We start from the raw sequence: 14,312 nt of genomic DNA on the forward strand, positions 1-14,312 counted from the left end.
GCGTCGCGCGGGCCGCGATCACGCCCTCGCGGCTAGACCCGGAGAGCTAGCGCATGGCGACGACGCACCAGACCTTCTGCCGAAACTGCACCCATAGCTGCGGTCTGCTGGTCACGGTGGAGGCCGATCGGGTGCTCGACGTGAAGCCGGATCGCGACCACCCGATTACCGAGGGCTATTTCTGCATCAAGGCGCTGGCCAACGCGGAGCTGCACGGCGGCGGGGGCGGGCGACTGGCTCACAGCGTCCGGCGCGGTGCGGACGGCTCGTTCGAGGCCGTCGAGGCATTTGCGGCGATCGCGGAGGCGGGCGATCGGCTCCGCGCCATCTTGGACGAGCACGGCCCGCGTTCTGTCGGCATCTACATGGGCACCGGCGGCTACTTCAACTCGCTGGTCCAGCCGCTCGCCAAGGCGTGGCTGCACGAGGTCGGCAGCCCCAACTTCTTCACCTCGTCGACGGTCGACCAGTCGGCGGGATGGGTCGCCATGATGCGCATGGGCTTCGTCGCGTCCGGCAAGCCGAACCCGGCCGAGGTCGACGCGCTGATGATCGTCGGCGCGAACCCGCTGGTGTCGCACTGGCTGCCCGCGTTCAACCCGTCGAAGCGGCTGCGCGAATGGGGCAAGCGCGGTCAGAAGACGATCATCGTCGATCCCCGTCGCTCCGAGACCGCGCGGATGGCCGACATTCACCTCCAGCTTACGCCCGGAGAGGACGTGACGCTGTTCGCGGGCATGGTGCGGTTGCTGCTGGAGCGGGGCTGGGAGGATCGCGCCTTCTGCGAGCGCTACGTCGGCGGCACCGAGGCGCTCCGGCGGGCGGTGGAGCCCTACTCGCCCGGCTACGTCGAGGAGCGTGCCGGCGTGCCGCGCGACCTGCTGGAGGAGGCCGTGCGCGTGTTCGCGACGAGCGGCAGGTCGCTCGTCATCACGGGCACCGGCATCTGCATGGGGCCGCGGTCCAACCTCGCAATGCATCTGGCGACCGCGCTGAACGTGCTGTGCGGCGGGCTGCGACGTCCGGGCGACCTCGTCGACAATCCCGGCGTGATGATGCCGCGCCGCTTCACGGACGCGGTGGTCGCTCCGCAGCGGCCCTGGGCGTCGGGCATCCAGTGCCACGGCGTCCCGACCGGCCGGATCTACGGCGAGATCCCGACGGGCGCGCTGCCGGACGAGATCCTGACGCCCGGCCCGGACAAGCTCCGCGCGCTGATCGTGCTCGGCGGCAACCCGGTCAAGGCCCTGGGTCAGCCGGCGAAGACGCTGCGCGCGTTCCGCGATCTGGACCTGCTCGTCAGCGTGGACGTGCGGCTCAACGATACCGCCAGGCTCGCCGACTACGTGATCGCGGCGGCGCTGCCGTTCGAGCGCCATGACGTGCCGTACATCTTCGACGGGCTGAGCTGGGCCAGCAAGCCGTTCGCGCAATATGCCGCGCCGCTGGTGGCGCCGCCGCCGGGCGTCATCGATGAGACGCTGTTCTTCTGGGCGCTCGCGCGCCGGATGAGTCTCTCGCTCGAATACCGCAGGATCGGACTATCCATGGCCTACGAGGATGCGCCGCCCGGCTTGGCCCTCGACATGAAGAGCCCGCCCGATCCGGAACGGTTCGCGCGCTGGTGGCTGGACGGCAGCACGGTCGACTTCGACGCGCTCAAGGCGGCGCCGGGAGGGATCGTACCGGACCTGCCCGAGCAGAGGGTGGAGCCAGCGCCCGATGACGGCACCCGCCTCGATCTCTGCCCTGCCGATGTGGCGGAAGAGCTCGCGGCGGCGCTCGCCGACCGGCGCGATCCCGCCCGTCCGTACCGGCTGGCGACGCGGCGGCTGCTCGAGACGATGAACAGCGCGTACCGCGATTCCGCATCGGCCGCGCGACGCTGGGCGACGAACCCGGCCTTCATGAACCCCGACGACATGGCGGACGAAGCCCTGTCGAACGGCGATCGCATCGAGGTCGCGTCGCGGCACGGCGCGCTCACCGCGCGGGTGCAGGCGGACAAGGGCGTCCGCCGGGGGATGATCGCGATGGCGCACTGTTGGGGCGAGGCGGATGCCGTCCACGATCCGCAGCAGCGGCGGGGCGCGTTTACGGGGCGGCTGGTCTCGCTGGACGAGGACATTGAGCCCATCAACCGCATGCCGATCCAGACCGGTTTTCCAGTGAGCATCGAGCGCTGCGCCAAGACGGCGGCGGGGCCGGCATGAGCGCGCGGCAATCGGCCCGGCTCCGCACGCTGCTGGCGGGCGAGATGGTCGTGGCACCCGGCGTCTTCGACGCGCTGTCGGCGCGGCTGGCCCAGCTCGCCGGCTTTTCCGCAGTGCACATGACCGGGCTTGGCGTGGAAGCTTCGCAGCTCGGCGCGCCGGATCTCGGGCTCATGACCATGACCGAAATCGCGCAGCACGCCGCCCGCATCGCCGGCGCGATCGACATCCCGGTGATCGCCGACGTCGACACCGGCTTCGGCGGCGTCCTGAACGTTCAGCGCACGATCCGCGAGATGGAGCGCGCCGGCGTCGCCGGCGTCCATATCGAAGACCAGTCCCTGCCCAAACACTGCCCGCTGCTGGCTGGCCGCAAGGTCGTGTCGCGCGCGGAGGCAGTGGACAGGGTCAAAGCCGCGCTCGACGCACGCTCCGATCCCGATTTCGTGATCGTCGCCCGCAGCGATGCCGATACCGTATCGTTCGGCGAGCTTATCGAGCGGTGCAACATGTTCCTCGCCGCGGGCGCCGACATGGCGATGCCCGTGCTGATGAACGTGGACGGCGCATCGCTGTTCGCGCTACCGCCCGACGAGCAGATGGCATGGCACCGCAAGCTCGTCGCCGCCATCGACGGCCCCGTGATGGGTATGGGCGCCGGGGCGCCGCGCGGCTACACGCACCGCGACCTCGCCGCCGCCGGATATCGGCTGATGATGTATTCGGCCGACGCGCTCGGCGCCGCCGCCAACGCGATGGCGGCGCTGTTCGCCGAGATCGCGGCGACGGGTTCGGCGACGGGCTATGCCGACGCCAATCCCGGCCCGTACACCGATCCGCTCGCGCTGATGCGTGCCGCGCGGCTCGACGAATATGTCGAGGCCGAGCGCCGCTACGCCGCCAGCCTGGCGAGCTGACGCTCAGGCGGCGACCAAAGGCTTCGTCGGCGCCGCGAATTCGCACACCGCCTCGCGCGGCACGAGATCGAGCACGAAGGTCATCTTGGCGGCTCCGATCAGCACCGCCGCGACCATCGCCATCTCCACGATCTGCTCGTCGCTGAAGCTGCGCCGGAGCCGATCGTAGAGCGGCCGGTCGAGCGACCCGTCCTGGTTGGTTAGCACCATCTGGTCGGTGAAGGCGATAACCGCCAGCTCCGCTTCGTCGAAGAGATCCGCAGAAGGCTCGTCCTCGAAGAATGCATCGACCTGTGCCTCGCTCAGCCCGAGCGCGCGCACCTCCTCCTCGTTGGCGCGATTGCACAGCGCGCAGCCGTGTCGCTTCGAGATGCGCAGCCGCATCACCTGCTTGAGGTGCTGGTCCACCTTCAGGCCCGGCCGCTCGTTGTAGAACATCTGGCGGTAGAAAGTCTGGAAGTAGAAGTCGGTCGACGGCATCGAGTGCGCGAACACCTGGATGGTCGTCGCGTCGCCGACCAGCCGGCTCATCATGTCCGCCGTCTGGCGGTACTCGGCCGGGATCTCCTCGATCGGCACCGGCGGGATCACACCACGGATCATCAGCGACTCCTCCTCGTCTGCTTCCAACGGAACCATAGATGCCGGCGACGAGCGCGTGGAGCGCGAAGGCTTACGGGAACCGAGCGCTAATCGGGCCGTGGTGGCTTGCGATGCGGGCTCGGGTTAGCCAGCCCGCCGGATAGGCCACATTCCGCAGCAAAAGCACGTTTTGCAACGCACGGCGACTTTGCGCTTCGTCCGCGCAGCCACTCATGGTTGCAGCGAGGATGCCGAGCTTCCGCTCGGCAGGCGCACCGCGCGATTTCTTCTGATGGAGCGTGTATGCCGAGAACGGTGAAGGCGGCCATCATCGGCTCGGGCAACATCGGCACCGACCTGATGATGAAGCTCGTCAAGTTCCCGCAGAACATGGAACTGGTGGCAGTCGTCGGCATCGACGAGGCGTCCGAAGGGCTCGCCTTGGCGCGCGAGCGCGGCGTCGCGACGACCCACGAAGGCATTGCGGGCCTACGCGCGATGACGATCTACCCGGAGATCGGCATCGTCTTCGATGCGACGTCCGCCTACGCGCACAAGGCGCACGATGCCGCGCTGCGCGCCGACGGCAAACAGGTGGTGGACCTGACGCCGGCGGCGATCGGCCCGTTTACCATCCCGCCGGTCAACATGGAGGCGCATCTCGATCAGCCGAACGTCAACATGGTGACGTGCGGCGGGCAGGCGACGATCCCGATGGTCGCCGCGGTCAGCCAGGTCGCGACGGTCCATTACGCCGAGATCGTCGCCTCGGTCTCATCGCGGTCAGCCGGCCCCGGCACGCGCGCCAACATCGACGAGTTCACCCGCACCACGACGAACGCGATTGAGCAGGTTGGCGGAGCCGCGCGGGGAAAGGCGATCATCATCCTCAACCCGGCCGAGCCACCGATGATAATGCGCGACACGGTCTTCACGCTGTCTGAGGGCGCCGACGAGGCCGCGATCCGCGACTCCGTCGAGGCGATGGTGGCCAAGGTACAGGCCTATGTCCCCGGCTATCGCCTGAAGCAGGACGTGCAGTTCGAGCGATACGGCGACAACAATCCGCTGACGATCCCCGGACGCGGGACGTTCACCGGCATCAAGACCTCGATCTACCTCGAGGTCGAGGGGGCGGGCGACTACCTGCCCAGCTACTCGGGCAATCTCGACATCATGACCGCGGCCGCCAAGGCGACCGGCGAGCTGCTCGCTGCGCGCATCCTGGCGCGCGACGTCGTGGAGGCTTGAGATGGCGAGCTTCGACGCGACGGCGACCAAGCTGTACATCCAGGACGTGACGCTGCGCGACGGTATGCACGCCATACGCCACATGTACGCGATCGAGCATGTCCGCTCGATCGCCGCGGCGCTGGACGCGGCCGGCGTCGACGCGATCGAGGTCGCGCACGGCGACGGGCTGAACGGCGCGAGCTTCAACTACGGCTTCGGGGCGCACACCGATTGGGAGTGGCTGGAGGCGGTGGCGGACGTGCTCACACGCTCCGTGCTGACGACGCTGATCCTGCCAGGGGTCGGCACGGTCGAGGAGCTGCGCCGGGCCCACGACATCGGCGTGCGATCGGTTCGGGTCGCAACCCATTGCACCGAGGCTGACGTTTCAAGGCAGCACATCGGCATCGCGCGCGACCTCGGCATGGACGTGTCCGGGTTCCTGATGATGAGCCACATGATCGAACCGGATGCTCTAGCCGCGCAGGCGCTGCTCATGGAGGGGTACGGCGCGCAGTGCGTCTACGTGACCGACTCCGGCGGCGCGTTGGATATGGACGGCGTGCGCGACCGGCTGCGCGCCTACGATCGCGTGCTGAAGCCCGAGACGCAGCGGGGCATGCACGCGCACCACAACCTCTCGCTCGGCGTGGCGAACTCGATCGTCGCCGCGCAGGAAGGCGCCGTGCGCATTGATGCCAGCTTGGCCGGCATGGGCGCGGGAGCCGGGAACGCTCCACTGGAGGTCTTCGTCGCCGCAGTGGACCGCAAGGGGTGGCACCACGGCTGCGACGTCAATGCGCTGATGGACGCTGCGGAGGACCTGGTACGACCGCTGCAGGATCGGCCGGTCCGCGTCGATCGTGAGACGCTGAGCCTCGGCTATGCCGGCGTCTACTCCTCGTTCCTCCGCCACGCGGAGAAGGCATCCGAGACCTACGGCATCGACACGCGGACGATCCTGGTTGAACTCGGCCGGCGCAAGATGGTCGGCGGCCAGGAAGACATGATCGTCGACGTCGCGCTCGACATCATTAAGGCGCGAGAGTCGGCCTAGACCCGGGAGCATAGGACGTGGAGGGAACGGTCTCTCTGGATGGCAAGAGCATCGTCGTCACCGGCGCGGGCTCCGGGATCGGCGCGGCGGCCGGCCGCATGGCCGCTGCCGCAGGCGCGCGCGTGATGCTCGCGGACCGCGACCAGGCGGCGGGTGAGGCCGTGTTGGCCGGGATAGTCGATGCCGGAGGAGAGGCGCGGTTCGCGCGCTGCGACATCGGCGACGAGGCGGCGGTCCGCGCGCTGGTGGATGCCGCGGTGGAGGTGTTCGGGCGTATCGACGGCGCGTTCAACAACGCCGCCCGGCCGAGCTTCAGCCACACCGACGTCGCCAAAGCCTTGGCCGACATGCCGAACGAGGCGATGGAACGCGCGATCGCCGTTAACGTCATGGGCACCTTTTACTGCCTCAAGCACGAGATCGCGGCCATGCTCGGCACCGGGGGCGGCGCGATCGTCAACACCGCGTCGAACGCGGGCGTGCTCGCGATCCCGAATGCTGCGGATTACGTGACGACCAAGCACGCGGTGATCGGCCTCACCAAATCCGCCGCCCTTGATTACGCACGGGCCGGCATTCGCGTCAACGCGGTGCTGCCGGGCGTTACGCGCACCAAGATGATGGAGGAGAGCTTCGCGCGCAATCCCGAGCTGAATGAATGGGCAGCGGAAGTCCAGCCAAACGGCCGGGTCGGCGAACCGGAGGAGATAGCGGCGGCGGCGCTGTGGCTCCTGTCCGATGCCGCGTCCTTCGTGACCGGCATCGCCATGCACGTCGACGGCGGGTACGCGATGACCTGACGGTCAGCCGCCCGGCGACAGCGGCACAATTACCAGCCGAAGTCGCGTGAGCCGAAGCGAAGCGATCCGCCAGCCAACCGGGGTGCGGACGTAGGTCTCGTGATAATGGCCTGAGCCGATCGCGGACGCGAACGGCGCCCGCGGATCGTCTGCGTCGAAGTAGCGCTCGTCGCTCATCGCCCAGATGCCGCTCGCGCTCCCTGGGCCGTCCAGATCGATTTCGGGCATGTGCCCGTGGTGGATGGTGACGCAGCGGCCATAATTATCCCGCAGCAGATCGGCGAGTTCGCGCGGGGTGAACGGGTCGGCGCGCGCCTCCTCGATCACCACCGATGCGTCCGGCATGAAAAGCCCTTCGAGCGCGTCCCACGCCTTTGTATCGACGAAGCGGAAGTAGCGCGCCTTGAGCGACCTGATCTGCTCGATCGCGTCCAGCCGCGCTGATGCCGCCATATGCTCCCCTTCGCGACCGAACCCGTCGATGCCTAGAAATCGACGTCCAAGGCGACGCCCCAAGTGCGCGGCGGCGACGGGACATAGGCGAAGCCGAGCGGACCCTGATAGCTGGCGGCGCCGGCGATAATTTTCTCGCCAACGAGGTTGCGCCCGAACACCCGTACGGCGTAGTTCCTGCTGACCTTCCACCGCACCTGCGCGTTCACGAGTTCGTAGGACGGCTGATGGAGGAGATTGTCGGGTTCGAAGAAATAGCCGCTATTGTGATACCAGTCAGCGGTCAACGTAACGTCGCCGGCGGACGTCTCAATCGTATAGTCGGCTCCGACGTTGAACGTCAGCTTGGAGGCGAGAGGTGTGCGGTTGCCCTTGGCGTCGATGCCGCCGGGAATAGGCACGGAACCCCCGTTCACCAGATCCGGGATCGAAGATGGCGCTCCAAGATAGTCGGTATACTTTGAGTCCAAGTACGTCGCGCTCGCCCGCGCGGTTAAGCCCCGCACGATCGCGAACTGCGCATCGGCCTCGGCGCCCTTCACTCTCGAACCACCAGCGTTGGAGAAGAAGATGGTATTGGTCGCGAGATCGATCAGCGCCACCTGCGGGTTCGAAATGTCGTAGTAGAAGAGAGCGCCGTTCAGGCGGACATGGCGATCGAACAATTCGGTCTTGAGGCCGACCTCGTAGGCGTCAATGCCTTCAGGCCTCGTCGGCTGCGCGCGGTTATAGGTCAGCAGGCCGTAGTTGCCTGACTTGAAACCGCGACTGAATGACGCATAGCCGAGGATGTTGCTTGAGAATTGGTAGTCCGCGGCAGCCTTGAAGGTCACCTTGCCGATCGAGTTCTCGCCGGGTGGCGGAACGCCGAGATCGAAGCCGTTGAACAGCTGGAAGATGCCTCGCGCGGCCAGATGGTCGTGCGTGTAGCGGATGCCGCCGGTCAGCTTGAGCTTTGGCAGCACCTCGACGGTCGCCTGCGCGAACCCGGAGATCGAGCTTGTCTTCTGTCGCGAGTCCGCTCGGATGCCAGGCCCGAACGCCGGCCCGGTGAACTCGAGATCGTTATAGCCGGTCCTGTTGTGGTAATAATAGGTGCCGACGATCCAATCGAACGGTGAGCCCGGCTTATTGGTGAGCTGCACCTCCTGCGAGAAGACGTTCGTCGGGCCACGGCCAATCACGTTTCCATCTTCGGTCGGAAGAAAGTCGAAGTCGAAGTTCGATCTCTCGACTGTCGTCGAGTAGGAAGTGATGCTCGCTAGGTTGGCGAAGCCGACCTGCTGCTCGATGCGCAGCGAACCGCCTCCGACACGGAACTTGTTGATGTTGTCGGGGTTCGATGTGCCGTCGTAGAAGCTGATGTCCTTGGAATCGAGCACGTAGACGGGCGGGAAGTTGGAGCGGCTGGAGAAGCCGGGAAATGCCGCACGCTGGTGGCTCTGCTTGGAGTCCGAGTAGAAACCGGACAGCAGGATGCGGGTTGTCTCCGCAGGCGTCCAGAGCAGTTTGGACCGCACGAGGATGCTGTCCTCGAACCCGTAGCGATGGCCGGTCGCGATATCGTTGCCGAAGCCATCGCTTGTTTTGCCGCTGACGGCAAGGTCGATGGCAAGGTTTTGGGTGAGGCCGGTCGTGACATAGGCGTCGCCCTGCACGGCGTTGAATCGACCGTAGCTCACGCTCGCCGACATTGCCGTCCGCTGGGACGGATTGCGGGTGATGACGTTGATGACCCCACCTGTCGAGTTGCGGCCAAACAAGGTACCCTGCGGACCCTTGAGCACCTCCACCCGTTCTAGGTTCTTCAGGTCGAAAAAGGACGAGACGACGCGCGGGAAGTAGACGCCGTCGATATAGGTCGCGACGCTGGGCTCGTTGCCGGCCGCGTTGCCGGTGTTGCCGATGCCGCGGAGGAACGGCAGCACGATGCCGTTGACGCGCTGGAATTCCAAGCCCGAAACCGAGGTGCCGAGGTCCGTGACCGTCTCGATGCCCCGCGTTTTCAGGTCTTCCCCGCTCACGGCGGCCACCGCGATCGGCACCTTCTGCAGGTTCTGCGCGCGCTTCTGCGCGGTGACCACAATCTCCTGCAGCTGGGTGCCGTCGCTCGCCACCTCGGCGCTCGTCGCCGGGCCGGCGACGGGGACGGCTTGGCCTGGGCGATCGGGGGAAGCGGTCGTCGCCTCGCGGGCGGACTGCGCCGACGTGTCGCTGGTGCCGACGCCGGTGGACGGCGTCGTCTGCGCGTCGGCCCGGACGGTCGTCGCGATCGACAGGACTGTCGCGGAGCAGCCGGCCAAAAGCAACTTCGTAGCGTAGGTCAATCGAGTCCTCCCTTGTTCGAGCGTCAGGCCGCTTCGGACCCTTGTTGCCGCCACCATCATTGTTCGTCCGGTGGCTTCGCAACAGCGGCCACACCTGACGAGATCGTGCTTTTTTTAGCGTTAAGTTGACGGCCGTCGATCCGCGCATGTGGCAGGTCGGCTCATTCTCGCAAGCGAACCTCGCTAACTGCGATCGATCGGCCTCGTACTACTGACGTCCGCTCAGTACGGTATACGGCATGGACCGCATAATCGCCGGGCTGCCCGGCGACTATATGTCCCCCTGCATCTTCGAAGGGACTGTCATGACGACCATTGCCGACGAGCCGATCTCCATCGCCCATCCCGACAAGCTGTTCGTGGATGGCGCGTGGATCGACACCGCGTCCTCGCGACGCCTGGACCTCGTGAACCCGGCGACCGAGGGGGTCTTCATGTCAGTGGTGGCTGCCGATGTCGAGGATGTTCACCGGGCGGTGGCGGCCGCGCGCCGGGCGTTCGACAAGGGCCCTTGGCCGCGCATGAGCCCGCAGGAGCGGGCGACGACGCTCGACGCGCTGGCGGCTGCGTTAACGGAACGGACGCACGAGCTGGCGCACTGCTGGACACGCCAAATGGGTGCGCCGTTCGCGATGGCGCAGCAGGGTACGACCGCGGGGATCGGGTTCATCGGTATGAACACGGGGCTGATCGATCAGGTCCAATGGACCAAGGAGATGCCGACGGTCTTCCCCGGCAGTAAGGGAATGCTGGTCGCCGAGCCGGTCGGCGTGGTCGCCGCAATTGCGCCGTGGAACGGGCCCCTGTTCCTGATGCTCGTCAAGATCGCGCCGGCGCTGCTGGCCGGATGCACCGTCATCCTGAAGCCCGCGCCGGAAACGCCGCTCGAAGCGTATATCCTGGCGGAATGCGCGGAGGCGGTCGGGTTTCCCGCAGGCGTGATCAACCTGCTTCCCGCCGAGACCGATGTTGCGAACGAGTTGGTGCTCCACCCTGACGTCGACAAGGTAAGCTTCACGGGCAGCACCGCGGCCGGCCGCAAGATCGCATCGGAGGTCGGCGCGCGTATCGGTCGAGTGACCTTGGAACTCGGCGGGAAGTCGGCGGCGATCGTGCTGGACGACTATGACATGGCTACCGCCGCGCAGAACCTCGCATACACGATCGCCAATCTGACCGGACAGTTCTGCACCAATTTGACGCGCATACTTGTGCCGCGTGCGCGCAAGGACGAGTTCGTCTCGGCGATGGCCGCAGCGATGCGCGGGCTCAAGGTCGGTGATCCCTACGATCCCGACACGTACCTGGGGCCGACTGCGGGCAAGCGACACCTGGACAAGGTCATGTCCTACATCGAGAAAGGCAAGAGCGAGGGCGTGCTCGCGGTCGGCGGCGGTCGTCCGGAAGGGCTGGATCGCGGCTTCTACGTCGAGCCCACGCTGTTCGTCGACGTCGATAATTCCGCCGTGATATCGCGAGAGGAGATATTCGGGCCGGTCGCTTGCGTGATCACCTACGAGACGCTGGACGAGGCGATCGAGATTGCGAACGACACGATCTACGGCCTCGCGGGATCGGTGTTCACCAACGATGCCGAGGCGGCCTATCGCGTCGCCCGCGGCGTTCGCACCGGCACGATCGCGCAGAACGGGCTCAAGTTCGATTTCTCGATCGGCTTCGGCGGCTTCAAGCAGTCCGGGCTCGGCCGCGAGGGCGGGGTGCGCGGCGTCGAACACTATCTGGAATACAAGACCGTCATCCTCGACGACAAGGAGGCCGCATAAGCGCAGCGCGTTGCCGGTCCGCTATCAGCGTGGACCGGCGATCGCGCGGCGCAGCGCAGCCTGCCAAGCGGCGGTGAACCGCTTCGTGACGCCGGCGTCCGGCGCTGCAAGATCGAAGCCGTGGTACGCGCCGGGCACGACCAGCAGCTCCACCGGTAGTCCCGCCGCCATCAGGCGCCTGGCATAGGCGACGTTCTCGTCGACGAACAGGTCAAGCTCACCGCAACCGATGAACGTGGGCGGCAGGCCCGACAGATCGTCGACGCGTGCGGGAGCCGCGAGCGGGGGGCGTGTCCGCGGCACCGGCGGCACGGCCCAGATAGCTGCTCCAGCCGAACCGATTCGACCCGCGCGTCCAGACGTAACGCCCGATATGGTCGGCCGGATCGTGACCACTTCCGACGCGATCCTCCAGCATCGGGTAAATCAGCAGTTGGAGGGCGATCGCGGGCCCGCCACCGTCCCGCGCGGCGATCGCGAGCGCGGCGGCGTGGCCGCCACCGGCACTCTCGCCGCCCACGGCGATCCGGCGTCGATCCATGCCGAGCGCATCCGCCTCCGCAGCGAGCCAGCGCAGCGCGGCGTAGTTGTCGTTCAAAGCGGCGGGAAACCGCCACTCGGGCGCCAAGCGATAGTCTACGGCAACCACAACGATATCGTGGTCGATAGCCAGTCGCTGCAGCGCCTCGGGATCCCGGCGGCGTCAAACATCACGTAGCCGCCGCCATGCGTGTAGACGAGCGCACCGCGACCCGTCCGGCCGGGTGAGGGATCGACCAGCACAAGTGCGACGTCGGGCTCGCCCAGCCGGCCGGGGACCCTCCGGCGTTGCAGAGCCGGCGCGGGGGGTGGCAGGGGCCCGGGCGAGCGAGACGGGAGCGAGCGCCAATCCATCAGCGTCGTGGCATCCACGTCGCCCGTGGGGCACTGCTCGAGTGCGGCGACGAGTTCCGGATCGATCGGATGCGCCATGCTCAGCCCGCGTCGGCCAGGTGCTCGGAACACTTCACGAGGAAGCCGCCGTCGATGGCCAGCGCATGACCGGTGGTGAACCGGAGTTCGGGCCTGCGAGATAGAGCGCGGCCCCGGCAATCTCCACCGAACCGAACCGACCCGGCCCAGCACGCTTTGGCTTTCGAGATCGCGCCGCCACTCCGGATTCGTCGTCGGATGCGTGATCCCGGTCAGGATCGTGCCGGGGTTCATGCTGTTGGCAGTGATCCCGTACCGGCCGAACTCCACTGCGAGGCTGATCGTCAACCCGGCGATGGCGTGCTTGGTCACGGTGTACGGCCCGAAACCGCTCCGCACCCGCGCGGCGCTGACGCTCGCGCTGTTGACGATCCGGCCGGCGCCGCACGCCCTCAACGCCGGCAGGACACGGACGCACGACCGCAGCGAAGCTTCGAGGTTGATTGGCAACATGCGGCGCCAGGCGGCGAAATCGAGCTTGTCGAGCGGGAGGAGCTGGAAGACGCCGGCCGCATTAACGAGCATGTCGAGCCGGCCGAACCGCTCGAGCGGCGTGTCGACGAGACGATCCGCCGCATCCTCGGCGGTGGTGTCCGTCGCGACCGTGGCCACCCTGTCACCGCCCGCGAAACCGGCCCGGAGCCCGGCGCATGATGTCGGTCGCGATCACCCCGGCCCCTTCCTCGCAAAACCGCCGAGCGATGCCCTGACCCATGCCGTCGCCGCGCCGGTGACGATCGCCACCTTTCCCGCAAGCTGTCCCGAAGACCTCCTCGACGCTTCGGACCGCGGCTGGCGCCGACCGGCATAGTAGAGACCTACTCGCACTTTAGCGCGCACGTCCTCGCGAGAGCATGGAAATGTCCGCACGCTCCTCAGAACGTGACGTAGGAGCGTATTCCTTCCCCGCGCTTCTGGATGTCATAGCCGGCATTGATCTCCTCCACCGGCAGGTGGGCGGTGACCAGGCTGTCGATGTCGAGTTTGCCGTCCATCATCAAATCGACGAGCTGCGGGATGTGCACCATGCCGCGCGCCCCGCCCATTGCTGCGCCCTGCAGCCGGCGGCCGGTGATAAGCCCGGTGGGCGACAGCGCGAGCAGGTCGGCATCGGGCGCGATGCCGATGATCGTGCAGGTGCCGTAAGCAAAATGTGCGGTGTCGAAGGCTTGGCGCATGAGGTTCACGTTGCCGATTGCCTCGAAGGTGAAGTCGGCACCGCCGCCGGTCCTCTCGTTGAGGTGCCCGACCAAGTCGCCGTCGACCGACCGCGGGTTGACGAAATCGGTGGCGCCCATCCTGCGCGCCATCTCCTCGCGCGACGGATTGATGTCCACCCCGATGATCATGGCCGCGCCGGCGAGGCGCGCGCCCTGGACGACATTCAGGCCGATGCCGCCCAAGCCGAACACGATGACGCTGGATCCCGGCTGGATGTCGGCCTTGAACAGCGCCGAACTAAGCCCCGTCGTCGCGCCGCAACCGAAATAGAAGAGCCGGTCGAACGGCGCGTCCTTGCGCACCGGCACCAGCGTGAAGTCGCGAACGACCGAATACTGGCTAAACAGGCCGAGGCCGAGGAAGGGATGGATGCGGCGGCCGTTGTAGCTGAAGCGGCTCGTGAGCCCCGCGTCGACGAAGCTGGCCTCGCAATTGTTCGTTCGGTCGGATCGGCAGCAGGCGCAGTCGCCGCACTCGGGGATGAACGGCACGACATGGTCGCCCGGCTTCACCCGCGTGACGCCGGGCCCGACCTCCAGAACCACGCCCGCGCCTTCGTGGCCCATCAGCCCGGGAAAGCCGGAGTTGAAGTTCCAGTGACCTTCGATCGCGTGCATGTCGGAATGGCAGAGCCCGGTCGCCTTCAGCTCGATCAGCACCTCGCCCCGCTGCGGCGGATCCACATCGATCATCTCGATCTGAAGCGGCGCGCCGACTTCGAACGCTATCGCCGCCTTGCTCTTCATCGCCGTT

13 protein-coding genes and 1 pseudogene are annotated in these 14,312 nt (G+C 67.0%); 6 read left to right on the forward strand and 8 right to left on the reverse strand.

Annotated elements, in window-relative coordinates:
• Positions 1-53: 53 nt before the first annotated feature.
• Positions 54-2,213 (forward strand): molybdopterin-containing oxidoreductase family protein, encoded by a 2,160-nt coding sequence (locus ACOFKX_RS11850; protein ID WP_419827173.1) that lies wholly within the window; start codon positions 54-56, stop codon positions 2,211-2,213.
• On the forward strand, positions 2,210-3,130 hold the full coding sequence (locus tag ACOFKX_RS11855) for an isocitrate lyase/PEP mutase family protein (RefSeq protein ID WP_419827174.1): 921 nt from the start codon (positions 2,210-2,212) through the stop codon (positions 3,128-3,130). Before ACOFKX_RS11850 ends, ACOFKX_RS11855 begins: the two co-directional genes overlap by 4 nt.
• Before the next feature lie 3 nt (positions 3,131-3,133).
• On the opposite strand, the gene ACOFKX_RS11860 is transcribed toward ACOFKX_RS11855, so the two are convergent.
• Positions 3,134-3,733, reverse strand: a complete 600-nt coding sequence (locus ACOFKX_RS11860; RefSeq protein ID WP_419827175.1) for a carboxymuconolactone decarboxylase family protein — start codon at positions 3,731-3,733, stop codon at positions 3,134-3,136.
• 282 nt (positions 3,734-4,015) lie between these two features.
• Here ACOFKX_RS11860 and ACOFKX_RS11865 point away from each other — a divergent pair, with 282 nt between their 5' ends.
• The 3 genes from ACOFKX_RS11865 to ACOFKX_RS11875 are packed head-to-tail and all read left to right on the forward strand — an operon-like array spanning position 4,016 to position 6,802.
• Positions 4,016-4,963, forward strand: coding sequence for an acetaldehyde dehydrogenase (acetylating) (locus ACOFKX_RS11865; RefSeq protein ID WP_419827176.1), 948 nt, complete (start codon positions 4,016-4,018; stop codon positions 4,961-4,963).
• A 1-nt stretch (position 4,964) separates the two neighbouring features.
• Positions 4,965-6,002, forward strand: a complete 1,038-nt coding sequence (dmpG, locus tag ACOFKX_RS11870) for a 4-hydroxy-2-oxovalerate aldolase (protein ID WP_419827177.1) — start codon at positions 4,965-4,967, stop codon at positions 6,000-6,002.
• A 17-nt stretch (positions 6,003-6,019) separates the two neighbouring features.
• Positions 6,020-6,802 (forward strand): glucose 1-dehydrogenase, encoded by a 783-nt coding sequence (locus tag ACOFKX_RS11875; RefSeq protein ID WP_419827178.1) that lies wholly within the window; start codon positions 6,020-6,022, stop codon positions 6,800-6,802.
• Positions 6,803-6,805: 3 nt separating this feature from the next.
• On the opposite strand, the gene ACOFKX_RS11880 is transcribed toward ACOFKX_RS11875, so the two are convergent.
• Positions 6,806-7,255, reverse strand: a complete 450-nt coding sequence (locus ACOFKX_RS11880) for a nuclear transport factor 2 family protein (protein WP_419827179.1) — start codon at positions 7,253-7,255, stop codon at positions 6,806-6,808.
• Positions 7,256-7,287: 32 nt separating this feature from the next.
• Positions 7,288-9,582, reverse strand: coding sequence for a TonB-dependent receptor (locus tag ACOFKX_RS11885; RefSeq protein WP_419827180.1), 2,295 nt, complete (start codon positions 9,580-9,582; stop codon positions 7,288-7,290).
• 239 nt (positions 9,583-9,821) lie between these two features.
• Between ACOFKX_RS11885 and ACOFKX_RS11890 the strand changes: the two genes are divergently transcribed.
• Positions 9,822-11,366 (forward strand): aldehyde dehydrogenase, encoded by a 1,545-nt coding sequence (locus tag ACOFKX_RS11890; RefSeq protein WP_419827181.1) that lies wholly within the window; start codon positions 9,822-9,824, stop codon positions 11,364-11,366.
• Positions 11,367-11,390: 24 nt separating this feature from the next.
• Here the strand turns inward: ACOFKX_RS11890 and ACOFKX_RS11895 are convergent, their stop codons facing one another.
• From ACOFKX_RS11895 to ACOFKX_RS11915, 5 genes and pseudogenes are all read right to left on the reverse strand, one after another.
• A complete protein-coding gene (locus tag ACOFKX_RS11895; RefSeq protein ID WP_419827433.1) occupies positions 11,391-11,537 on the reverse strand; it encodes a hypothetical protein in 147 nt (48 codons plus the stop codon).
• Between the two features lie 3 nt (positions 11,538-11,540).
• Positions 11,541-11,621, reverse strand: a pseudogene (locus tag ACOFKX_RS11900) (alpha/beta hydrolase); the annotation flags it as partial.
• Positions 11,584-12,015: an alpha/beta hydrolase fold domain-containing protein gene (locus ACOFKX_RS11905; RefSeq protein WP_419827182.1), complete on the reverse strand. Its 432-nt coding sequence runs from the start codon at positions 12,013-12,015 to the stop codon at positions 11,584-11,586. The gene ACOFKX_RS11905 and the pseudogene ACOFKX_RS11900, both read right to left, overlap by 38 nt.
• The gene (locus tag ACOFKX_RS11910) at positions 12,003-12,950 is read right to left on the reverse strand and encodes an SDR family NAD(P)-dependent oxidoreductase (RefSeq protein WP_419827183.1); all 948 of its coding nucleotides are present in this window, start codon (positions 12,948-12,950) and stop codon (positions 12,003-12,005) included. The genes ACOFKX_RS11905 and ACOFKX_RS11910 overlap by 13 nt, the downstream gene beginning before the upstream one ends.
• Positions 12,951-13,213: 263 nt before the next feature.
• The gene (locus ACOFKX_RS11915) at positions 13,214-14,305 is read right to left on the reverse strand and encodes an alcohol dehydrogenase catalytic domain-containing protein (RefSeq protein WP_419827184.1); all 1,092 of its coding nucleotides are present in this window, start codon (positions 14,303-14,305) and stop codon (positions 13,214-13,216) included.
• Between the last annotated feature and the right edge of the window lie 7 nt (positions 14,306-14,312).

This window comes from Sphingomonas sp. (assembly GCF_965200105.1).
Lineage (GTDB): Bacteria > Pseudomonadota > Alphaproteobacteria > Sphingomonadales > Sphingomonadaceae > Solisphingomonas.